Genomic DNA, 25,423 nt, shown 5'->3' on the forward strand with positions numbered 1-25,423 from the left:
GGCGGTCCCGGCCCGACTGGACCTGACCGCGTTGACGCGAGCCGGCGGCCCGCTGCCTCCGCTGCTGCGCGGCCTGGTCGCCGGTGGCTCTGCCCGCCCGACCGCGGCCGTGGCCGCGGCTGCGGCCGGCTTGGCGGCCCGGTTGGCCGTGCTCAGCCCCGCTGAGCGCGAGCAGGAGGTCCTGCAGATCGTCCGGTCTGCCGTCGCCGTCGTCCTGGGCCATGCCGGCCCCGGGGACGTCGATCCGCAGCGGGCCTTCCGCGACATGGGCATCGACTCCCTGACCGCGCTGGAACTGCGCAACCGGCTCTCGGCCGAGACCGGCCTGAGCCTGCCGGCCACGCTGGTCTTCGACTACCCGACACCGGCCGCGGTCGCCGGGTACCTGCGGCCCGAACTGGTCGCCGACGGCGAGACCGGAACGGCGCCGATGATCGCCGAACTCAACCAGGTCGAATCCCGCCTGCTGAAACTGGCGGCGAGCTGCGAGACGCCCGACGGCATCACTGCAATCCTGCGCGGAATGCTGGAGAAATGGATGGCTGCGCAGGGTGGGGTCCAGTCGCAAGACGAGTCCGACGGGACCTCCATAGCGTTCGACTCAGCGACTCCTGACGAAGTATTTGATTTCCTTGACAAAGAATTCCGATTGCATGGGTCGGAATCGGATGACTTTGATCGACGAATCGATGAGGAAGCCCTTTAATGGAAAACCAGGAAAAGCTCTTCGACTACCTGAAGAAGACCTCGGCTGAGCTCCTCCAGATGCGCAAGCGTCTCAGGCACATGGAAGCCCGTGAGCACGAGCCGGTGGCGATCGTCGGGATGGGCTGCCGGTTCCCGGGCGGGGTCGAGGACCCGGAGGGCTTCTGGCAGCTGCTCGCCACGGGAACCGACGCGATCGCGGGCTTCCCGGTGAACCGCGACTGGGACCTGGAGAGGCTGGACGGCGCCGATCCGGGTGATGCGAGCACCGCTTTCGCCCGGGTGGGTGGCTTCCTGGAGGGTGCTGCCGACTTCGATGCGGAGTTCTTCGGGATCAGTCCGCGGGAGGCGCTGGGGATGGACCCCCAGCAGCGGCTGTTGCTGGAGACCTGCTGGGAGGCGCTGGAGGACGCGGGCATCGCGCCGGGTTCGCTGAAGGGCACCGACACCGGCGTCTACGCCGGCATCATCGCGTCGGCCTACCAGGTCGAGGAGCAGACCGGCGCCGACGGCTACGTGATGACCGGCACCGCGGCGAGTGTGGCCTCCGGCCGGGTGGCGTACTCGCTGGGCCTGCAGGGTCCCGCGGTGTCGGTGGACACGGCGTGTTCCTCGTCCCTGATGGCAATTCACCTGGCCGCGCAGGCGCTGCGGTCCGGGGAGTGCGGGATCGCGCTCGCCGGCGGTGTGACCGTGATGGCCACCCCGGGGACCTTCGTGGAGTTCGCGCGGCAGCGAGGCCTTGCTGCCGACGGCCGGTGCAAGCCGTTCGCCGACGCCGCCGACGGCACCGGCTGGGGCGAGGGCATCGGGATGCTGGTGCTGGAGCGGCTGTCCGATGCCCGTGCTCGTGGGCACCGGGTGCTGGCGGTCGTGGCAGGAAGCGCGGTCAACCAGGACGGGGCCAGCAACGGCCTGGCCGCGCCGAATGGTCCTTCGCAGCAGCGGGTGATCCGGGCGGCCTTGGCGAACGCGAGGTTGAAGCCGAGCGATGTCGACGTCGTGGAGGCGCACGGCACCGGCACGTCGCTGGGTGACCCGATCGAGGCCCAGGCGCTGCTGGCGACCTACGGTCAGGACCGGCCGGAGGGTCGGCCGCTGCTGCTGGGGTCGGTGAAGTCGAACATCGGTCACACGCAGGCGGCTGCTGGTGTCGCGGGCGTGATCAAGATGGTGCAGGCGATGCGCCACGGGATCCTGCCGCAGACGCTGCACGTGGACGCCCCGTCCACGCACGTCGACTGGTCGGCCGGGGCGGTCGAGTTGTTGACCGAGCCGCGTGAGTGGCCGGCGGACTCCGGTCCGCGCCGGGCCGGTGTGTCCGCGTTCGGGATCAGCGGCACCAACGTGCACGTCATCCTTGAGCAGCCGGCTCCGGGAGCCCCTGCGCCGGACGGGGCTGACGAGGACGGACAGGCCCTGGAGGCCCCCGCCCTGGACGTCCCCGTCCTGGATGACCCGGAGTCTGCGGGTCCGGTGGCGTGGGTGTTGTCGGCGCGTTCTGATGCGGCGTTGGCTGCGCAGGCGGGTCGGTTGGCGGAGTTCCTGACGGCGCGGCCGGAGGTTGCGGTCCGGGATGTGGCGTTGTCGTTGGCGGTGACGCGCACGACGTCGTTCTCGCACCGCCTGGCGGTAGTGGGTCGGGACCGCGAGCAGCTGCTGGAGGGGCTGACTGCGGCTGCCACGGGTGTGGTGACCGGGGCCGCTGGTGATGGCCGGGTTGCGGTGGTGTTCTCGGGTCAGGGTTCCCAGCGTGTGGGGATGGGCCTGGGGTTGTACGAGGCGTTCCCGGTGTTCGCGCAGGCGTTTGACGAGGTCTGCGGGCACCTGGACGGCCTTCTGCCCGGTTCGCTGCGTGAGGTGATCGCGGCCGGTGGTCCGGAGCTGGACCAGACGGTGTTCGCGCAGGCCGGGCTGTTCGCGGTGCAGGTGGCGCTGTTTCGGCTCTGGTCCTCGTGGGGTGTGGTTCCGCAGTGCGTGGCGGGGCATTCGATCGGCGAGGTCACGGCGGCGTATGTGGCCGGGGTGTGGGATCTGGCGGACGCGTGCGCGGTGGTTGCGGCGCGTGGCCGGCTGATGCAGGAGCTGCCGGCCGGCGGTGCGATGGCCGCCCTGGATGCGTCGGCGGAGCAGGTCGCGGAGCTGGTTGCCGGGCGTGAGGGTGTGGCGGTCGCGGCGGTCAACAGTGCGCGGCAGACCGTCATTTCGGGTGTCGAGTCCGTGGTGGACGAGCTGGCCGGCCTGTGGCGGGACCAGGGCGGGCGGGCTCGCCGACTGCGGGTCAGCCACGCGTTCCACTCGCCGTTGATGGACCCGATGCTGGAGGAGTTCGCCCAGGTCTTGGACGGGGTGACCTGTCACGAGCCGCGGATCCCGCTGGTGTCGGGCACACCTGGCGCGGATGTGACGGATCCCGCGTACTGGGTCGCGCACGTGCGTGACACGGTCCGCCACCACGACGTGGTCGAGGCGATGCGGGCCCAGGGCATCGGCGTGTTCGCCGAGTTGGGCCCGGACGGCGCCCTGTCGTCGATGGTCGATGACAACGCGGGGACGTGGGTTCCCGCGCTGCGCGGCGGCCACGACGAGCCCGAGACCGCGCTGCGCGCGCTGGCCGGACTGTACGCGGCCGGTGTTGAGGTGGACTGGGCGGGGTTGACCGCCGGCGCAACGAAGGTTGCTCTGCCGACGTACCCGTTCCAGCGCCAGCACTACTGGCCGAAGGCTGTGGCCGGCCGTGGTGATGCTTCGTCGGCTGGGCAGCAGCGGGTCGGACACCCGTTGTTGGCGGCAGCCGTCTGGCTGGCCGAGGGCGATGGGCTGGTTCTGACGGGTCGTCTGTCGCTGTCGGCGATGCCGTGGCTGGCCGACCACGCCGTGCACGGCACCGTCCTGCTCGCCGGTACCGCGTTCGTTGACCTGGCGGTCCACGCCGGTGACCTGGCCGGGTGCGGCGTACTGGAGGAGTTGACGCTCCAGGAGCCGCTGATCCTGCCCACCACTGGTGGCGTGCAGTTGCAGGTCCAGGTCGGTGACAGCGACGGCGACAGCGGTCGGCGAACCGTCACGGTCTCCTCCCGCGAGGGCGAAGGCGAATGGGTCCGGAACGCGGTCGGTGTGCTGGCTCCGGCCGGCAGTGAGCCTGCCCCCACCCCGCTGGCCGCTTGGCCTCCGGCGGGTACGGAGTCGGTGCCGGTCAGCGACGCCTACGAGAAGTTCGCCCAGCGGGGCTACGGGTACGGTCCGGCGTTCCAGGGCCTGCGTCAGGTCTGGCGCACCGGGGACACCATCTATGCCGAGGCCGAGCTTCCCGAGGTCATCGACTCCGATGCGGCCGGCTTCGGTCTGCACCCCGCTCTGCTCGACGCCGCCCTGCACAGTCTGCTGGCCGCCAGCGATGGCGGTGCGGGGACGGGACTCCCCTTCGCGTGGTCGGGTGTGCGGCTGCTGGCCGGTGGCGCCCGCCACCTGCGAGTGGTCCTGGCTCCCGGGCAGGGCGGCGTCTCGGTCACCGCGTTCGACGGTGTCGGTCAGCCGGTCTTGCAGGCCCGGTCGCTGGCGATGCGTGAGGTTCCGGCCGGTCAGTTCGCCGGCGCTGGTCGGCAGGCGCGGCAGTCGCTCTTCACCGTCGACTGGGTCCCGCTTCCCGCCCCGCAGGCCGCTGATGCCGCGGTGCAGTGGGTGCGGCACGGCTCGGCGATGGCGCCGGTGGTTGTGGCGGCCGTTCCGACTGCCCCGTCCGGGGTTTCGGCCCCGCAGGCGGCCCAGCAGGCTGCCGCGACGGTGCTGGGTTGGGTGCAGCAGTGGCTGGCCGATCCCGAGACCGACGGTTCGCGCCTGGTGATCTGGACCCAGGGCGTGAACGCCGAGCAGGACCTGGCGGGTGCAGCGGTCGCAGGCTTGGTCCGCTCGGCGCAGTCCGAGCACCCCGGCCGTCTGGTCCTGGTCGACGTCGACCCGGCGGCCGGCCTGGACTCGACCAGCGACGCTGACGTGGACGCTGTCCTGGCTGCCGTGTTGGGTGCCGACGAGCCCGAGGTCCGCATCTCTCCCGCTGCTGACGGCGGGACCGTGGTGGCGTTCGGTCGGCGCCTGGTCCGGGCGGGTGCGTCCGGTGAGCTGGTGCTTCCCGGCGGTACTGGCTGGCGGGTCGAGGTCGCCAATCCCGGTGACCTGGGCAGCGCCGCTGTCGTCGACGCTCCCGACGCGGACGCCGAGTTGGCGGAAGGTCAGGTCCGGGTGGGCCTGCGCGCGGTGGGTGTGAACTTCCGCGACGTGGTCACCGGGCTCGGGATGATCGCGGACAGCCGAGGCCTTGGTGGCGAAGGCTCCGGCATCGTCCTGGAGGTCGGCCCTGGGGTGGATGGTCTGACGGTGGGTCAGCCGGTGATGGGTCTGGTTCCGGGCTGGGCTCCGGTCGGGATCGTGGACAGCCGGCTGCTTGCCCCGATCCCGCAGGGCTGGTCGTTCCAGCAGGCCGCGGCCGTGCCGGTCGGGTACCTCACCGCGTTCTACGCGTTGTGGGATCTGGCCCAGGTCCGCCCGGGTCAGCGAGTCCTCATTCACGCCGGTACGGGTGGTGTGGGTACGGCCGCCGTGCAGCTCGCGAAGGCGTGGGGCTTGGAGGTCTTCGCGACCGCGAGCCCGGCCAAGCAGCACGCGCTGCGGGCGATGGGTGTGGACGAGAGCCACATCGCCTCGACCCGTGATCTGGCCTTCTGCGAGCGGTTCCTGGCCGAGACCGGCGGTCAGGGCATGGACGTCGTCCTCAACGCCCTGGCCGGGGAGTTCACGGACGCCTCGCTGCGACTGCTGCCGCGTGGTGGTCAGTTCGTCGAGATGGGCAAGACCGACATCCGCGATGCGGCGCAGATCGCCGAGTCCCACGCCGGAGTGGTGTACCAGGCCTTCGACCTCATGGACGCGGGTGTTCCGCGCACCGAGGAGATGCTGACCGAACTCGGCGGCATGTTCAGGGCCGGGACGCTGACCCCGCCGCCGGTGACGAGCTTCGAGCTGTCGCAGGCTGTGTCGGCGCTGCGCTACCTCCAGGCTGCCAAGCAGCTGGGCAAGGTCGTGCTGAACGTCCCCGCCAAGTGGGACCCGCAGGGCATCGTGCTCGTCACGGGTGGCACCGGCACGCTGGGCGGGGAGTTGGCCCGGCACCTGGTCAACGTCCGTGGCATGCGGCACCTGGTGCTGCTGTCCCGACGCGGCCCGGCCGCACCGGGAGTCGCCGTTCTGGTCGCGGAGTTGGCCGGGGCGGGTGCGGGTGTGCGGGTGCAGGCCGGCGACGCTGCCGACCGCGACGCCCTGGCGTCGGTGCTGGCGCGGATCGAGCGGCCGCTGACTGCGGTGGTGCACGCCGCCGGTGTGATCGACGACGCCACGGTGGAGTCGCTGACGCCCGAGCGCATGGCGACCGTCATGGCGGCCAAGGCTGACGCGGCGTGGAACCTGCACGAGCTGACCGAGGACGCGGGCCTGGCCGGCTTCGTCCTGTACTCCTCGGCTGCAGCCGTCATGGGCAGTGCGGGACAGGGGAGTTACGCCGCCGCGAACGCGTTCCTGGACGCGCTTGCGGCTCACCGCCGGGAGAGGAACCTCGCCGGCCAGTCGCTGGCCTGGGGACTGTGGGCCCAGACCTCGGCGATGACCGGGCACCTGGAGGGCGCCGGCCTGTCTCGTCTGCGCCGCGGTGGTGTTCAGGCGATGACGACCGAGCAGGGCCTGGCGCTGTTCGACGCTGCTGCCGCGCTGGGTGCGCCGTTGGCGGTCCCGGCCCGGCTGGACCTGGCCGCGCTGTCGCGTGGCGGACAGCCGGTGCCTCCGCTGCTGCGTAGCCTGGTTGCCGGTGGTGTCTCCGCGCGCCCGGCTGCGGCCGTGGCTGCGGATGGCGACGCGGGCGGGCTGGCGGGCCGCCTGCTCGCGCTCAGCCCGGCTGAGCGCGAGCAGGAAGTACTGCAGATCGTGCGGGCCGCTGCCGCCGTGGTTCTGGGGCACAGCCGACCCGGGGACATCGACCCGCAGCGGGCCTTCCGGGACATGGGCATCGACTCGTTGACCGGGCTGGAGCTGCGCAACCGGCTCGCGGCGGAAACCGGCCTCAGCCTGCCCGCCACCCTGGTCTTCGACCATCCGACACCGATCGACCTCGCCAGGCACCTGGTGACAGAGGCATGCGGGACCGACGGCGCGACCGCCGTTCCTGTGGTCCGCGTCGGCATGGACGAGCCGGTGGCGATCGTCGGTATGGGGTGCCGGTTCCCGGGCGGGGCGGAGAACCCGGAGGGCTTCTGGCAGATGGTCGCCGGAGGCTCCGACGCGATGTCGGGCTTCCCGGCCGACCGTGGCTGGGACATGGCGGGCCTGCCTGATCCGGATTCCGGTGACGGCGGCGCGGGCTATGCCCGGATAGGCGGCTTCCTCGACAATGCCGGCGACTTCGATGCCGAGTTCTTCGGCATCAGTCCGCGTGAGGCCCTGGGCATGGACCCCCAGCAGCGACTGCTGTTGGAGACCTGCTGGGAGGCCCTGGAGGACGCGGGCATTGCCCCTGGTTCGCTGTGGGGCACCGATACCGGGGTCTACGCGGGCATCATCGCATCGGGCTACCAGCTCGGTGACCAGGACGGTGACGGCGGCTTCGGGATCACCGGGACGACGGCAAGTGTCGCGTCCGGTCGAGTGTCGTACACGCTGGGGCTTCAGGGCCCTGCGGTGTCGATCGACACGGCGTGCTCGTCGTCGCTGACGGCGATTCACCTTGCGGCGCAGGCCCTGCGCTCCGGCGAATGCGGGATCGCGCTGGCCGGTGGCGTCACCGTGATGGCCACCCCGGGCGCGTTCACGGAGTTCGCGCGGCAGCGCGGCCTGGCCGCCAACGGTCGTTGCAAGCCGTTCTCGGAGGCCGCTGACGGCACCGGGTGGGGCGAGGGCGTCGGCATGCTGGTGCTGGAGCGCCTGTCGGATGCGCGTGCCCGTGGGCACAAGGTGTTGGCGGTCGTCGCGGGTAGTGCGGTCAACCAGGACGGTGCGAGTAACGGTCTGTCGGCGCCGAACGGGCCCTCGCAGCAGCGGGTGATCCGCGCGGCGTTGGCGAGTGCCGGGCTGGAGCCGGGCGACGTCGACGTCGTGGAGGCGCATGGCACGGGCACCGCGTTGGGTGACCCGATCGAGGCGCAGGCGCTTCTCGCCACCTATGGCCAGGACCGGCCGGAGGGTCGGCCCCTGCTGCTCGGGTCGGTGAAGTCGAACATCGGCCACACGCAGGCGGCCGCCGGTGTCGCTGGTGTGATCAAGATGGTGCAGGCAATGCGGCACGGTGTGCTTCCGCAGACCCTGCATGTCGACGCCCCGTCCTCGCACGTCGACTGGTCCGCTGGGGCGGTGGAGTTGCTGACCGCGCCGCGGGAGTGGCCGGCTGGTTCCGGTCCTCGGCGTGCGGGTGTGTCGGGCTTCGGGATCAGCGGCACCAACGTCCACCTCATCCTTGAGCAGCCCACCGAGGACGCCCCCGTCCTGGATGTCGTGGAGTCTGCGGGTCCGGCGGCATGGGTGCTGTCGGCGCGGACCGCGCCGGCGCTCGCTGAGCAGGCCGGTCGGCTGGCGGAGTTCGCCGCTGATCGTCCGGAGGTCACCGCGAGGGACCTGGCGTTCTCGCTGGCGGTGACGCGGACCACGGCGTTCTCGCATCGCCTGGCGGTGGTGGGCGAGGACCGCGATCAGCTGCTCGCGGGCCTGACCGCTGCCGCAACGGGGCAGGAGGCGCCCGGTGTTGTGAGCGGGAGCGCTGGTTCGGTGTCCCGGCCGGTGTTCGTGTTTGCAGGTCAGGGTGCGCAGTGGGTCGGGATGGGCCTGCAACTGTGGGACGAGGAACCCGCGTTCGCGGCGGCGATGGAGCGCTGTGCGCAGGCGCTGGCGCCGTTCGTCGACTGGCAGCTGCGCGAAGTGCTCGCGGATGCCGAGCTGTTGGCCCGCGTGGACGTGGTCCAGCCGGCGTCGTGGGCGGTGGCGGTCAGCCTGGCCGAGCTGTGGCGCGCCTACGGCGTCGAGCCCGCAGCCGTTGCCGGTCACAGCCAGGGCGAGATCGCCGCGGCATGCGTCGCAGGCGGCCTGTCGCTGGAGGACGGCGCCCGGGTGGTCGCACTGCGCAGCCGGGCGCTGGCCGGGCTGGCCGGCACGGGCGGGATGGTCTCCGTGCCCGCCGGGCTGGACGAGGTGCAGGAGTGGATCTCCCAGTGGGCTCAGGACTTGTCGATCGCGGCGGTCAATGGTCCTCGCCAGGTGGTGGTGGCCGGTGCCGCGCAGGCGTGCACCGAGTTCGTGGACGCCTACACGGATCGCGGCGCGCGGCGGATCGCAGTCGACTACGCCTCGCACACCGCGCACGTTGAGGCGGTTCAGGAGCGTCTGGCCGAGGACCTGGCCGGGGTGTCCCCGGTTTCCGGTTCGGTGCCGTTCTACTCGACGCTCGAAGCCCGGGTGCTGGACACCGCCGAGCTCGATGGTGGCTACTGGTACCGCAACCTGCGGCAGACGGTGCGCTTCGGTGAGGTCATCGCCGAACTCGCGGCCGCGGGTCACCGCGTCTTCGTGGAGGCCAGCCCGCACCCGGTGCTGGGCCTGGCGATCGCACAGGCCGGCGAGGACCTGGTAGCCGCAGGCAGCCTGCAGCGCGGCGACGGCGGTCGTGGCCGCTGGCTGACCGCACTGGCTGGCGCGTACGCGGCCGGTGTCGAGGTGGACTGGGCCGCAGTGACCGCCGACGGTGGCCGGGCGGTCAAGGTCGGCCTGCCGACCTACCCGTTCCAGCGGGAGCGGTACTGGCCGAAGGCCGTCACGGGCCGCGGTGATGCTTCGTCGGCTGGTCAGCAGCGGGTCGGACACCCGCTCTTGGCGGCGGCCGTGTGGCTGGCCGAGGGTGACGGCCTTGTGCTGACGGGTCGCCTGTCGCTGTCGGCGATGCCGTGGCTGGCCGACCACGCCGTGCACGGCACCGTCCTGCTGCCCGGCACGGCATTGGTGGACCTGGCGGTCCACGCGGGTGACCTGGCCGGCTGCGGCACGCTGGAGGAGCTGACGCTCCAGGAGCCGCTGGTCCTGCCGGGCCAGGGTGGCGTGCAGTTGCAGGTCCGCGTCAGCGACGGCGAGGGTCCGCGAACGGTCACGATCTCTTCCCGCGAGGGTGAGGGCGAGTGGGTTCGGAACGCGGTCGGCGTGCTGGCTCCGGCCGGCAGTGAGCCCGTCCCGGCTCCGCTGGACGTCTGGCCTCCGACGGGCGCGGAGCTGGTGCCGGTCGACGGCGCCTACGAGAAGTTCGCCCAGCGCGGTTACAACTACGGTCCGGCGTTCCAGGGGCTGCGTCAGGTCTGGCGTGCCGGGGACACCGTCTTCGCCGAGGTTGAGCTGCCCCCCGTCATTGAGTCGGACGCGGCCGCGTTCGGTCTGCATCCCGCTCTGCTCGATGCCGCTCTGCACGGTCTGCTGGCCGCCAGCGACGGTGGCGGTGGGACGGGGCTGCCGTTCGCGTGGTCGGGTGTGCGGCTGCTGGCGGGCGGTGCCCGCCACCTGCGGGTGGTCCTGGCTCCTGGGCAGGGCGGTGTCTCGGTCACGGCGTTCGACGGTGTCGGCCAGCCGGTCTTGCAGGCGCGGTCCCTGGCGATGCGTGAGGCCTCGGCTGGTCAGCTCGCTGGCTCTGCGCGTCAGGTTCGGCAGTCGCTGTTCACCGTGGACTGGGTCCCGCTTCCTGCCCCGCAGGCCGCTGAGGCCGCAGTGCAGTGGGCGCGGCACGGCTCGGCGGTGGCGCCGGTGGTTGTGGCAACCGTGCCGGTTGCCGCGCCCGGGGTTTCGGCGCCGCAGGCGGCCCAGCAGGCCGTCGCAACAGTGCTGGACTGGGTGCAGGAGTGGCTCGGTGACCCCGACACCGACGACGCGCGCCTGGTGATCTGGACCCAGGGCGTGGCCGCCGGGCAGGACTTGGCCGGCGCAGCGGTGACGGGCCTGGTCCGCTCGACGCAGTCGGAGCACCCGGGTCGTCTGCTGCTGGTCGATGTCGATCCGTCAGCCGGCCTGGACCCCACTCGCGACGCGGACGTGGATGCCGTCCTGGCCGTCACGTTGGACGCCGATGAGCCCGAGGTCCGCATCCGTCCCGCTACTGATGGGGGAGTCGCGGCGTTCGGTCGCCGGCTGGCCCGCTCCAACGAGCTGGCACTGCCCAGTGGTTCGGGCTGGCGGGTCGAGGTGACCCAGCCCGGCGATCTGGGAAGCGTCGCTGTGATCGACGTCCCGGAGACAGGCGCCGAGTTGTCGGCGGGTCAGGTCCGGGTCGGTCTGCGTGCGGCGGGCGTGAACTTCCATGACGTGGTCGGCGGCCTGGGGATGGTCGTGGACGGCCGGGTCCTGGGCATGGAGGGCGCCGGTGTCGTCCTGGAGATCGGCCCTGGAGTCACCGGTCTGACGGTTGGTCAGCCGGTGATGGGCCTGGTGCCCGGCTGGGGTCCGGTTGGGATCGTGGACAGCCGGCTGCTTGCCCCGATTCCGCAGGGCTGGTCCTTCCAGCAGGCCGCATCGGTCTCGGCAGGGTTCCTCACCGCGTTCTACGCATTGCGGGATCTGGCCCAGGTCCGTCCCGGTCAGCGAGTGCTCATCCATGCCGGTACCGGTGGAGTCGGCACGGCGGCGGTGCAGTTGGCGAGGATGTGGGGCTTGGAGGTCTTCGCGACCGCCAGCCCGGCCAAGCAGCACGCGTTGCTGGCGATGGGTGTGGACGAGAACCACATCGCCTCGACCCGGGACCTGGCTTTCAGTGAGCGGTTCTTGGCCGTGACCGGTGGCGAGGGCATGGACGTGGTCGTGAACGCCCTGGCCGGGGAGTTCACGGACGCCTCGCTGCAACTGTTGCCGCGCGGCGGCCAGTTCGTCGAGATGGGCAAGACCGACATCCGCGATGCCGCGCAGGTCGCTCAGGCTCACCGCGGAGTGGTGTACCAGGCCTTCGACCTGATGGACGCCGGTGTGCCGCGCGTCGCGGAGATGCTGGCCGACCTCGGTGGCATGTTCGAGGCCGGGACGCTGGTCCCGCCGCCGGTGACGAGCTTCGAGCTGTCCCAGTCGGTAGCGGCGCTGCGTTACCTCCAGTCCGCCCGGCACGTCGGCAAGGTCGTGCTGAACATCCCCGCCGAGTGGGATCGCCAGGGCACCGTCCTGGTCACCGGTGGAACCGGCACGCTGGGTGGGGAGTTGGCCCGGCACCTGGTGAACGTCCGTGGCATGCAGCACCTGGTCCTGATGTCCCGCCGGGGTGCGGCGGCGCCGGGAGTCGCCAGTCTGGTCGCGGAGTTGGCTGAGATGGGTGCGGAGGTGCGGGTGCAGGCCGGCGATGCCGCCGACCGCGACGCCCTCGCCTCGGTCCTGGCGAGGATCGAGCGGCCGCTGACGGCAGTCGTGCACGCCGCCGGCGTGATCGACGACGCCACGGTGGAGTCGCTGACACCGCGGCGGATCGCGAACGTCCTGTCGGCGAAGGCCGATGCGGCGTGGAACCTGCACGAGCTGACCGAAGACGCGGGCCTGGCCGGGTTCGTCCTCTACTCCTCGGCCGCCGCTGTCATGGGCAGCCCGGGGCAGGGCAGTTACGCCGCCGCCAACGCGTTCCTGGACGCCCTGGCGACCTACCGCCGCGACCGGCAGCTGGCCGGCCAGTCGCTGGCCTGGGGCCTGTGGGCCCAGGCCTCGGAGATGACCGGCCACCTGGCTGGTGCCGACCTGTCCCGGGCCCGACGTGGCGGCATCCAGCCGCTGACGACCGAGCAGGGCCTGGCGCTCTTCGACGCTGCTGCCGCGCTGGGTGCGCCGTTGGCGGTCCCGGCCCGGCTGGACCTGGCCGCGCTGTCGCGTGGCGGCCGGCCGGTGCCCGCGCTGCTGCGCGGCCTGGCCGCCGGTGGCGTCGCCGCACGGCCGACCGCGGCCGTGGCAACGGCCGCGGAAGCGGGCGGCCTGGCGGGCCGGTTGGCCACGCTCAGCCCCGCCGATCGCGAGCAGGAAGTCCTGGAGATCGTCCGGGCCGCCGCTGCCGTGGTTCTGGGGCATGCCCGGCCTGCGGACATCGATCCGCTGCGGGCCTTCCGGGACATGGGCATCGACTCGCTGACCGGGCTGGAACTGCGCAACCGGCTCGCGAGCGAGACCGGCCTCACCCTGCCGGCCACCCTGGTCTTCGACCAGCCGACACCGCTGGACGTCGCCCGGTACCTGGTGGCAGAGGTGTGCGGGACCGCCGAGGTCGTCGGGTCGGCGGTTGTGCCGGCGGTCCGGGTCGGCACTGACGAGCCGGTGGTGATCGTGGGTATGGGCTGCCGGTACCCGGGCGGGGTCGAAGACCCCGACGGGTTCTGGCAGTTGGTCGCCGGAGGCACCGACGCGATGGCGGGCTTCCCGGCGAACCGTGGCTGGGAGACGCCCGACCTGTCCGAGTCCGGTGACGAGGGCAACACCTTCGCTCCGGTCGGCGGCTTCCTGGACAGCGCCGGCGAGTTCGATGCGGAGTTCTTCGGCATCAGTCCGCGTGAGGCCCTGGGCATGGACCCTCAACAGCGCCTGCTGCTGGAGACCTGCTGGGAGGCCCTGGAGGACGCGGGGATTGCCCCGGGATCGCTGAAGGGCAGCGACACCGGCGTCTACGCGGGCATCATCACCTCCGGCTACCGGATCACCGAGCAGGACGGTGCCGGCGGCTTCGGGATGACCGGCACCACGGCGAGTGTGGCGTCGGGACGCGTGTCCTACTCGCTGGGGCTTCAGGGCCCTGCGGTGTCGATCGACACCGCGTGCTCGTCCTCGCTGACGGCAATTCACCTGGCGGCGCAGGCGCTGCGCTCTGGCGAGTGCGGGATCGCGCTGGCCGGTGGCGTCACCGTGATGGCCACTCCGGGCGCGTACACGGAGTTCGCGCGCCAGCGCGGCCTGGCCGCCAACGGACGGTGCAAGCCGTTCGCGGAGGCGGCCGACGGCACCGGTTGGGGCGAAGGCGTCGGTGTCCTGGTGCTGGAGCGGCTCTCGGATGCCCGGGCTCGTGGGCACAAGGTGCTGGCGGTCGTCGCAGGCAGCGCGATCAACCAGGACGGCGCGAGTAACGGTCTGTCGGCGCCGAACGGGCCCTCGCAGCAGCGGGTGATCCGGGCCGCGCTGGCCAGCGCCGGGCTGCAGCCGGCCGATGTCGACGTCGTCGAGGCGCACGGCACCGGCACCGCACTGGGTGACCCGATCGAGGCCCAAGCGCTGCTGGCCACCTACGGTCAGAACCGGCCGGAGGGTCGGCCCCTGCTGCTCGGGTCGGTGAAGTCGAACATCGGCCACACGCAGGCTGCTGCTGGTGTGGCGGGTGTGATCAAGATGGTGCAGGCGATGCGGCACGGGATGCTGCCGCAGACCCTGCATGTCGACGCCCCGTCCTCGCACGTCGACTGGTCGGCCGGAGCGGTGGAACTGCTGAGCACGGCGCGGGAGTGGCCGGCTGGTTCCGGCCCTCGGCGTGCGGGTGTGTCGGCGTTCGGGATCAGCGGCACCAACGTGCACGTGATCCTTGAGGAGCCCGCCCGGGAGGCCTCGGTCCAGGCCGAGTTGGAGCCTGCTGCGGGTCCGGCGGCGTGGGTGCTGTCGGCCCGGTCCGACGCGGCCCTGGCCGCGCAGGCGGGCCGGCTGGCGGAGTTCCTGACGGTGCGTCCGGAGCTCGCGGCCAAGGATGTGGCGTTCTCCCTGGCGGCCACCCGCACCACGGGCTTCTCGCACCGCCTGGCGGTGGTGGGCGAGGACCGCGACCAGCTGCTTGAAGCCCTGAGCGCTGCCGCAACGGGTCAGGAGGCGCCCGGTGTTGTCACCGGGAGCGCTGGTTCGGCCTCGCGGCCGGTGTTCGTGTTCGCCGGTCAGGGCGCGCAGTGGGTCGGAATGGGCCTGCAACTGTGGGACGAGGAGCCCGCGTTCGCTGCGGCGATGGAGCGCTGTGCGCAGGCGCTGGCGCCGTTCGTCGACTGGCGACTGCGCGAAGTGCTCGCGGATGCCGAGCTGTTGGCCCGCGTGGACGTGGTTCAGCCGGCGTCGTGGGCGGTGGCGGTGAGCCTGGCTGAGCTGTGGCGTGCCTACGGTGTCGAGCCGGCCGCGGTGGCCGGTCACAGCCAGGGCGAGATCGCCGCGGCGTGTGTCGCCGGTGGCCTGTCGCTGGAGGACGGCGCCCGGGTTGTCGCACTGCGCAGCCAGGCGTTGGCGAGTCTGGCGGGCACAGGCGGAATGGTCTCCGTGCCGGCCGGCCTGGACGAGGTCGGGGAGTGGCTCTCCCGCTGGGGCCAGGACCTGTCGGTGGCCGCTGTCAACGGTCCGAGGCAGGTCGTGGTGGCCGGTGCCGCGCAGGCGTGCACCGAGTTCGTGGACGCCTACGCGGATCGGGGCGCGCGGCGGATCGCGGTGGACTACGCGTCGCACACCGCGCATGTCGAGGCGGTCGAGGAGCGTCTGGCCGAGGACCTGGCCGGTGTGTCCCCGGTCTCCGGTTCGGTGCCGTTCTACTCCACGCTCGAAGCCCGAGTGCTGGACACCGTCGAGTTGGACGGCGGCTACTGGTACCGGAACCTGCGCCAGACCGTGCAGTTCGGCAAGGTCATCGCCGAACTCGCGGCCGAGGGCCACCGGGTGTTCGTTGAGGCCAGCCCGCACCCGGTGCTGGGCCTGGCGATCGCACAGGCCGGCGAGGACCTGGTAGCCGCAGGCAGCTTGCAGCGCGGCGACGGTGGCCGTGGCCGCTGGCTGACCGCGCTGGCCGGCGCGTACACGGCCGGTGTCGAGGTGGACTGGGCCACGGTGACGGCCGACGGCGCTGGCAAGGTCGCTCTGCCGACGTATCCGTTCCAGCGCCAGCACTACTGGCCGAAGGCCGTGACCGGTCGCGGGGATGCGCCGTCGATCGGCTTGGAGCGGGCCGGACATCCGCTGTTGGCGGCCGCAGTCTGGCTGGCCGAGGGCGACGGGCTGGTGCTGACGGGTCGTCTGTCGCTCGCCACGATGCCGTGGCTGGCCGACCACACGGTCCACGGCACCGTCCTGCTCGCCGGTACCGCGTTCGTGGACCTGGCGACCCACGCCGGCGACCTGGCGGGTTGCGGCACGCTGGAGGAGTTGACGCTCCAGGAGCCGCTGCTCCTGCCCACCACCGGTGGCGTGCAGTTGCAGGTCCACGTTGGTGACAGCGACAACGGCCGACGAACCGTCATGGTCTCCTCCCGCGAGGGTGAGGGCGAATGGGTCCGGCACGCCGTCGGCGTGCTCGCCCCAGCGGGCAGTGAGCCCGTCCCCGCCGCGTTGGCCGTCTGGCCTCCGGCGGGTGCGGAGTCGGTTCCGGTCGACGGCGCCTACGAGAAGTTCGCCCAGCGGGGCTACGGCTACGGCCCCGCGTTCCAGGGCCTGCGTCAGGCCTGGCGTGCCGGGGACACCGTCTACGCCGAGGTCGAGCTGCCCCAGGCGGCGGAAGCTGATGCGGCCGGGTTCGGCTTGCACCCCGCTCTCCTTGATGCCGCGCTGCACGGTCTGCTGGCCGCCGGCGATGGCAGTGGCGGGACGGGACTTCCGTTCGCCTGGTCGGGCGTGCGACTGCTGGCCGGGGGCGCCCGCCACCTGCGGGTGGTCCTGGCCCGTGAGTCCGGCGGCGTCTCGGTCACCGCGTTCGACGGCGTCGGTGAACCGGTGCTGGAAGCCCGGTCGTTGGCGATGCGTGAGGCCCCGGCTGGTCAACTCGCCGGCGCTGGTCGGCAGGTGCGGCAGTCGCTGTTCACCGTCGACTGGGTCCCGCTGACGGCGCAGACCTCTGACGCCGTGGTCCAGTGGGCGCGGCACGGCTCGGCGTTGGCGCCGGTGGTTGTGGCGGCCGTGCCGACTGCCCCGTCCGGGACTTCGGCGCCGCAGGCAGCTCAGCTGGCCGCTGCGACGGTGCTGGACTGGGTGCAGGAGTGGCTCGGTGACCCCGAGACTGACGACGCTCGGTTGGTGATCTGGACCCAGGGCGCAGCTGCCGGGGAGGACTTGGCCGGCGCAGCGGTCGCAGGGCTGGTCCGCTCCGCGCAGTCCGAGCACCCGGGTCGTCTGCTGCTGGTCGATGTCGACCCGTCAGCCGACTTGGATCCCGGCCGCGACGCGGATGTGGACACCGTTCTGGCTGCGGTGCTGGGCGCGGACGAGTCCGAGCTCCGCATCCGCGCCGAGGCCGGGGGAGTCGCGGCGTTCGGTCGGCGGCTGGTCCGGGCCGGCGCGTCCGGGGAGTTGGTGCTGCCGAGTGGTACGGGCTGGCGCGTGGAGGTGGCGCAGCCGGGTGACCTGGGCAGTGCGGCTGTCATCGATGCCCCTGAGGCGGGCGCCGAGTTGTCGGCGGGTCAGGTCCGAGTGGGCCTGCGTGCGGCGGGCGTCAACTTCCATGACGTGGTCGCCGGTCTGGGGTTGGTCCTGGACGGCCGGGTCCTCGGCGGGGAAGGCTCCGGGATCGTCCTGGAGACCGGCCCCGGAGTCACCGGTCTGACGGTTGGTCAGCGCGTCATGGGTCTGGTGCCCGGTTGGGGACCGGTCGGGGTGGTCGACGGTCGGCTGCTTGCGCCGATTCCGCAGGGCTGGTCGTTCCAGCAGGCCGCATCGGTCTCGGCAGGATTCCTGACCGCGTTCTATGCGCTGCGGGATCTGGCCCAGGCTCGCCCCGGTCAGCGAGTGCTCATCCACGCCGGTACCGGTGGAGTCGGCACGGCGGCGGTGCAGTTGGCGAAGATGTGGGGCCTGGAGGTCTTCGCGACCGCCAGCCCGGCCAAGCAGCCTGCGTTGCGGGCGATGGGAGTGGCTGACACCCACATCGCGTCCACTCGTGATCTGGCCTTCTGCGAGCGGTTCCTGGCCGTGACCGGTGGCGAGGGCGTGGACGTGGTGGTGAACGCCCTGGCCGGGGAGTTCACGGACGCGTCGCTGCGACTGCTGCCGCGTGGTGGTCAGTTCGTCGAGATGGGCAAGACCGACATCCGCAACCCGGAGCAGGTCGCGCAGACCCATCCCGGGGTCGTCTACCGGGCCTTCGACCTGATGGACGCCGGAGTACCGCGCATCGCGGAGATGTTCGCCGAGCTGGGGGCGATGTTCGAGGCCGGGACGCTGGTCCCGCCGCCGGTGACGAGCTTCGAACTGTCGCAGGCCGTGGCAGCACTGCGGTACTTGCAGGCGGCTCGGCACGTGGGCAAGGTCGTGCTGAACGTGCCGGCCGAGTGGGATCGCGACGGAACCGTGCTGATCACCGGCGGTACCGGCACGCTGGGCGGGGAGTTGGCCCGGCACCTGGTGAACGTGCGTGGCATGCAGCACCTGGTCCTGATGTCCCGCCGGGGTGCGGCGGCGCCGGGAGTTGCCCGTCTGGTCGCGGAGTTGGCCGCCTCGGGTGCAGAGGTGCGGGTGCAGGCCGGCGATGCCGCCGACCGTGACGCCCTCGCCTCGGTGCTGGAGCGGATCGAGTCGCCGTTGACGGCGGTTGTGCACGCCGCAGGCGTGATCGACGACGCCACCGTGGAGTCGCTGACACCGCAGCGCATGGCGACCGTGCTGGCCGCCAAGGCTGACGCGGCGTGGAACCTGCACGAGCTGACCCAAGACGCGGGCCTGGCCGGCTTCGTGCTCTACTCCTCGGCCGCAGCCGTCATGGGCAGCGCGGGCCAAGGGAGTTACGCGGCCGCGAACGCGTTCCTGGACGCACTCGCTGCCTACCGTCGCGACCGGCACCTGGCCGGTCAGTCGCTGGCGTGGGGTCTGTGGGCCCAGGCGTCGGAGATGACCGGCCACCTGGAGGGCGCGGGTCTCTCGCGTCTGCGCCGTGGCGGTGTTCAGCCGTTGACGACGGAGCAGGGGCTGGCGCTGTTCGAGGCGGCCGCCGCGCTGGGTGCGCCGCTGGCGGTCCCGGCCCGGCTGGACCTGAGCGGGCTGTCCCGTGGCGGCCGGCCGGTGCCCGCGCTGCTGCGGGGCCTGGCCGCTGGCGGTGTCACCGCGCGCCCGACTGCCGCCGTGGCAACGGCCGCGGACGAGGGCGGCCTGGCAGGCCGGTTGGCCGCGCTCAGCCCGGCTGAGCGCGAGCACGACGTCGTGGAGATCGTCCGGGCCGCTGCCGCGGTCGTGCTGGGCCACGAACGCTCCGAGGACATCGACCCCCAGCGCGCCTTCCGCGACATGGGCATCGACTCCCTGACCGGGCTGGAGCTGCGCAACCGGCTCTCGGCCGAGACCGGCCTCACCCTGCCGGCCACCCTGGTCTTCGACCAGCCGACGCCGCTGGAGGTCGCCCGCTACCTGGTGACCGAGGCCTGCGGGACGCCCGAAGCCGTCGGGTCGGCGGTTGTGCCGGTGGTTCGGGTCGGCACGGATGAGCCGGTGGCGATCGTCGGTATGGGTTGCCGCTTCCCCGGCGGGGTCGAGGACCCCGAGGGCTTCTGGCAGCTGGTCGCTACGGGGACCGATGCGATGGCGGGCTTCCCGGCGAACCGTGGCTGGGACGTGGCCGCCCTGCCGGATGCTGATTCCGGTGATGATGCAGGGGCCTTTGCCCGGGTCGGTGGTTTCCTCGCCGGTGCTGGTGACTTCGATGCGGAGTTCTTCGGCATCAGTCCGCGTGAGGCCTTGGGCATGGATCCCCAGCAGCGGCTGTTGCTGGAGACCTGCTGGGAGGCGCTGGAGGACGCGGGGATCGCCCCGGGTTCGCTGAAGGGCACCGACACCGGCGTCTACGCCGGGATCGTCGCCTCGGGTTACCGGATCAGTGCGCAGGACGGTGCCGGCGGCTTCGGGATGACCGGGACGACGGCGAGCGTGGCGTCGGGCCGAGTGGCGTACTCGCTGGGGCTTCAGGGTCCGGCGGTGTCGATCGACACGGCGTGCTCGTCCTCGCTGACGGCGATTCACCTCGCCGCGCAGGCGCTGCGGTCCGGGGAGTGCGGGATCGCGCTCGCCGGTGGCGTCACGGTCATGGCCACCCCGGGGACCTACACGGAGTTCGCGCGCCAGCGCGGCCTGGCCGCCAACGGCCGCTGCAAGCCGTTCGCCGATGCCGCTGATGGCACCGGCTGGGGCGAAGGCGTCGGCATGGTGGTCCTGGAACGGCTGTCCGATGCGCGGGCTCGTGGGCACAAGGTGCTGGCGGTCGTGGCGGGTAGCGCGGTCAACCAGGACGGGGCCAGCAACGGTCTGTCCGCGCCGAACGGACCGTCGCAGCAACGGGTGATCCGGGCCGCGCTGGCGAGTGCGGGGTTGCAGCCGGCCGACGTTGACGTCGTCGAGGCGCACGGCACCGGCACCGCACTGGGTGACCCGATCGAGGCCCAAGCGCTGCTGGCCACCTACGGTCAGAACCGGCCGGAGGGTCGGCCCCTGCTGCTCGGGTCGGTGAAGTCGAACATCGGCCACACGCAGGCTGCTGCTGGTGTGGCGGGTGTGATCAAGATGGTGCAGGCGATGCGGCACGGGATGCTGCCGCAGACCCTGCATGTCGACGCCCCGTCCTCGCACGTCGACTGGTCGGCCGGAGCGGTGGAACTGCTGAGCACGGCGCGGGAGTGGCCGGCTGGTTCCGGCCCTCGGCGTGCGGGTGTGTCGGCGTTCGGGATCAGCGGCACCAACGTCCACATGATCCTGGAACAGCCCACGCAGGACATTCCTGCTGTTGAGGCACCTGTCCCGGATGGGCCGGAGTCCACGGAGCCGGTGGCGTGGGTGCTGTCGGCACGGTCCGCTCCGGCACTCGCTGAGCAGGCCGGTCGGCTGGCGGAGTTCGCGGTGGCCCGTCCGGAGGTTGCGGCCAAGGACGTGGCGTTCTCCCTGGCCGTTACCCGGACCACGGCCTTCTCCCACCGCCTGGCGGTGATCGGCCGGGACCGCGACCAGCTGCTCGAAGGCCTGACCGCTGCCGCGGTGGGCCAGGAGGCACCCGGCGTGGTGACCGGGACCGCTGGTGATGGCCGGGTCGCTGTCGTCTTCTCCGGGCAGGGTTCCCAGCGTCTGGGGATGGGCCTTGGTCTGTACGAGGCGTTCCCGGTGTTCGCTGAGGCCTTTGACGAGGTCTGCGGGCACCTGGACGGCCTTCTGCCCGGTTCGCTGCGTGAGGTGATCGCGGCCGGTGGTCCGGAGCTGGACCAGACCGTGTTCGCCCAGGCCGGGCTGTTCGCGGTGCAGGTGGCCCTCTTCCGGCTCTGGTCCTCGTGGGGCGTTGTGCCGCAGTGCGTGGCCGGGCACTCGATCGGCGAGGTCACGGCCGCGTACGTGGCCGGGGTCTGGGACCTGGCCGACGCATGCGCAGTGGTGGCGGCACGCGGTCGCTTGATGCAGGAGCTGCCGGCCGGCGGTGCGATGGCTGCCCTGGATGCGTCGGCGGAGCAGGTCGCGGAGCTGGTTGCCGGGCGTGAGGGTGTGGCGGTCGCGGCGGTCAACAGTACGCGGCAGACGGTGATTTCGGGTGTCGAGTCCGTGGTGGACGAGCTGGCCGGCCTGTGGCGGGACCAGGGTGGGCGGGCGCGCCGGCTGCGGGTCAGTCACGCGTTCCACTCGCCGTTGATGGACCCGATGCTGGAGGAGTTCGCCCAGGTCCTGGACGGGGTGACCTGCCACGAGCCGCGGATCCCGCTGGTGTCCGGGACGCCGGGCGCGGACGTGACCGACCCCGCCTACTGGGTGGCGCATGTGCGTGACACGGTCCGCCACCACGACGTGGTCGAGGCGATGCGGGCTCAGGGCATCGGCGTGTTCGCCGAGTTGGGCCCGGACGGTGCGCTGTCGGCGATGGTCGATGGAGACTCGGGGACGTGGGTCCCGGCGCTGCGCGGTGGCCAGGACGAGCCCGAGACGGCGCTGCGTGCGCTGGCTGGCCTCTTCGCGGCCGGTGTTGAGGTGGACTGGGCGGGGCTGACCGCCGGAGCGAGGAAGATCGCTCTGCCGACCTACCCGTTCCAGCATCAGCACTACTGGCCGAAGGCCGTCACCGCTCGTGGTGACGCCTCGTCGGCCGGTCAGCAGCGTTCTGGCCACCCGTTGTTGGCGGCCGCAGTCTGGCTGGCCGAGGGCGACGGGCTGGTCCTGACGGGTCGTCTGTCACTGGCCACGATGCCGTGGCTGGCCGACCACGCCGTGCAGGGCACGGTCCTGCTGCCGGGAACCGCGTTCGTGGACCTGGCGGTCCATACCGGTGACCTGGCCGGCTGTGGCGTACTGGAGGAGCTGACGCTCCAGGAACCGCTGGTGCTGTCGGAGCGCGGTGGCGTGCAGCTGCAGGTCCACGTTGGCGACAGCGACAGCGGTCGCCGAACCGTCACGGTCTCCTCCCGCCAGGGCGAAGGCGAATGGGTTCGCAACGCGGTCGGTGTGCTGGCGCCGGCCGACAGTGAGCCCGCCCCCGCCCGGCTGGCCGCTTGGCCTCCGGTCGGTGCGGAGCTGGTGCCGGTCGACGGCGCCTACGAAGCGTTCGCCCAGCGCGGATACAACTACGGTCCGGCGTTCCAGGGCCTGCGCCAGGTCTGGCGTGCCGGGGACACCGTCTACGCCGAGGCCGAACTGCCCCAGGTCATCGACTCGGACGCGGCCGCGTTCGGTCTGCATCCCGCTCTGCTCGATGCCGCGCTGCACGGTCTGCTGGCCGCCAGCGACGGTGGTGGCGGGACGGGGCTGCCGTTCGCGTGGTCGGGCGTGCGGCTGCTGGCCGGCGGTGCCCGCCACCTGCGGGTGGTGCTGGCCCGCAAGTCGGGCGGCGTCTCGGTGACGGCGTTCGACGGCGTCGGTGAACCCGTTCTGGAAGCCCGGTCGTTGGCGATGCGCGAGGCCTCGGCCGGACAGCTCGCCGGCGCTGGTCGCCAGGTGCGGCAGTCGCTGTTCACCGTGGACTGGGTCCCGGTTCCTGCCCCGCAGGCCGCTGAGGCCGCAGTCAGCTGGGTGCGGCACGGCTCGGCGGTGGCGCCGGTGGTTGTGGCGGCCGTCCCGGCTGCCCCGCCCGGGACTTCGGCCCCGCAGGCGGCCCAGCTGGCTGCCGCGACGGTGTTGGGTTGGGTGCAGGAGTGGCTCGGTGACCCCGAGACCGACAACTCCCGGTTGGTGATCTGGACCCAGGGCGCAGCCGCTGGGCAGGACTTGGCCGCCGCAGCGGTGACGGGCTTGATCCGCTCCACGCAGTCGGAGCACCCGGGTCGTCTGCTGCTGGTCGATGTCGACCCGTCAGCCGACTTGGACCCCACCCGCGACGCTGACGTGGACGCTGTCCTGGCGGCGGTGTTGGGTGCCGATGAGTCCGAGCTCCGCATCCGCCCCGAGGCCGGCGGAATCGCGGCGTTCGGCCGGCGGCTGGCCCGGGCCGGGGCAGCCGGGGAACTGGAGCTGCCGCGTGGCACGGGCTGGCGGATCGAGGTCGCCCGACCGGGCGACCTGGGCAGCGCGACCGTCGTCGAAGCACCTGAGCTGGGCGCCGAGTTGGCGGAAGGCCAAGTCCGGGTCGGGCTGCGTGCGGTGGGCGTGAACTTCCGCGACGTGGTGACCGGGCTGGGCATGGTCTCCGACGGCCGGATCCTCGGCGGGGAAGGCTCCGGGATCGTCCTGGAGACCGGCCCCGGAGTGACGGGTCTGACGGTGGGTCAGCCCGTGATGGGTCTGGTGCCGAACTGGGGGCCGGTCGGGATCGTGGACAGCCGCATGGTGGCGGCCATCCCGCAGGGTTGGTCGTTCCAGCAGGCTGCGGCGGTGCCGGTCGGGTTCCTCACCGCGTTCTACGCGTTGCGTGATCTCGGCCAGGTCCGCCCGGGTCAGCGGGTGCTGATCCACGCTGGTACCGGTGGAGTTGGCACGGCCGCAGTGCAGTTGGCCATGGCATGGGGCTTGGAGGTCTTCGCGACCGCCAGCCCGGCCAAGCAGCCGGCACTGCGGGCGATGGGCGTGGCTGACACCCACATCGCGTCCACTCGTGATCTGGCCTTCTGCGAGCGGTTCTTGGCCGTGACCGGCGGTCAGGGCATGGATGTGGTCGTGAACGCCCTCGCGGGGGAGTTCACGGACGCCTCGCTGCGACTGTTGCCGCGCGGCGGCCAGTTCGTCGAGATGGGCAAGACCGACATCCGCAACCCCGAGCAGGTCGCCGAGGCCTACCCCGGGGTGGTCTACCAGGCGTTTGACCTGATGGACGCGGGCGAGCCGCGCATCGAGGAGATGCTGGCCGAGCTCGGGGCGATGTTCGACGCGGGCACGGTGGTCCCGCCGCCCGTGACGAGCTTCGAGCTGTCCCAGTCGGTGGCGGCGCTGCGCTATCTGCAGGCCGCCCGGCAGCTGGGCAAGGTCGTGCTGAACGTCCCCGCCGAGTGGGACCCGCAGGGCACGGCGCTGATCACGGGTGGAACCGGCACGCTTGGCGGGGAGTTGGCCCGGCACTTGGTGAACGTCCGTGGCATGCGGCACCTGCTGCTGATGTCGCGGCGCGGCCCGGTCGCTCCCGGAGTCGCCCGCCTGGCTGCGGAGTTGGCCGGCTCGGGCGCGGTGGTGCGGGTGCAGGCCGGCGATGCCGCCGACCGCGACGCCCTCGCCTCGGTCCTGGCGAGGAACGCGGTTGAGCGGCCACTGACGGCGGTCGTGCATGCCGCCGGTGTGATCGACGACGCGACGGTGGAGTCGCTGACGCCCGAGCGGATGGCGACCGTCATGGCGGCGAAGGCCGATGCGGCGTGGAACCTGCACGAGCTGACCGAAGACGCGGGCCTGGCTGGCTTCGTGCTCTACTCCTCGGCCGCAGCCAGCGTGGGCAGCCCGGGGCAGGGGAGCTACTCCGCTGCCAACGCGTTCCTGGACGCGCTGGCCGCCTACCGCCGCGAGCGGCACCTGGCCGGTCAGTCGCTGGCCTGGGGGCTGTGGGGCCAGACCTCGGAGATCACCGGGCAGTTGGCCGGCGCCGACCTCTCCCGCCTGCGCCGTGGCGGTGTCCAGCCGCTGACGACCGAGGAGGGCCTGGCACTCTTCGAGGCAGCGGCCGCGCTGGGCGCGCCCTTGGCGGTCCCGGCCCGGCTGGACCTGGCGGCGTTCTCGCGCGGCGGGCGGGAGGTGCCGGCGCTGCTGCGGGGCCTGACCGCCGGCGGAGTCGCCGCACGCCCGACCGCAGCCGTGGCCACGGCCGCGGAGACGGGTGGGCTGGCGGCCCGGTTGGCCGCGTTCGGTCCCGCCGAGCGTGAGCAGGAGGTCCTGGAGGTCGTCCGGGCCGCGGTCGCCGTCGTGCTGGGCCATGCCGGCCCCGCGGACATCGACCCCCAGCGGGCCTTCAAGGACATGGGCATCGACTCGCTGACCGGGCTGGAACTGCGCAACCGGCTCGCGACCGAGACCGGCCTCACCCTCCCCGCCACCCTGGTCTTCGACCACCCGACACCGGCCGAACTCGCTGGGCACCTCTGCCCGGAGATCTTCGCGGACGTGGTGGTGGAACCGGCGGTCTTCACCCAGCTCACCCAGCTGGAATCGATCCTCTCCGAGGTACCCGCGGACAGCGAAATGCGCTCCGACATCACGGCCCGACTGCGGACCGTGCTCTCGAAGTGGATGCGCGAGCAGGAGCCGACGGCGGAGAACACCGCGGCACAGAAACTTGAGTCGGCCTCGGCTGATGAAGTCTTTGACTTTATTGCTAAAGAGCTAGGAGTTTCCTAATCCA

General features: G+C 72.2%; 2 protein-coding genes (1 of these 2 only partly in view). Both read left to right on the plus strand.

Annotation, left to right across the window (positions count from 1 at the left end; all coding sequences use genetic code 11):
- Positions 1-706 carry the final stretch of a type I polyketide synthase gene (locus tag FHX73_RS45770; protein ID WP_246214144.1) on the plus strand. 20,288 nt of this gene lie to the left of the window's left edge, so only the last 706 of its 20,994 coding nucleotides appear in the window; its start codon lies off the left edge, out of view; it ends in the stop codon at positions 704-706.
- On the plus strand, positions 706-25,419 hold the full coding sequence (locus FHX73_RS46860) for a type I polyketide synthase (RefSeq protein WP_281292780.1): 24,714 nt from the start codon (positions 706-708) through the stop codon (positions 25,417-25,419). The genes FHX73_RS45770 and FHX73_RS46860 overlap by 1 nt, the downstream gene beginning before the upstream one ends.
- The last annotated feature ends 4 nt before the right edge of the window (positions 25,420-25,423 follow it).

It is taken from the genome of Kitasatospora viridis (assembly GCF_007829815.1).
In the GTDB taxonomy this organism is placed as follows: Bacteria; Actinomycetota; Actinomycetes; order Streptomycetales; family Streptomycetaceae; genus Kitasatospora; species Kitasatospora viridis.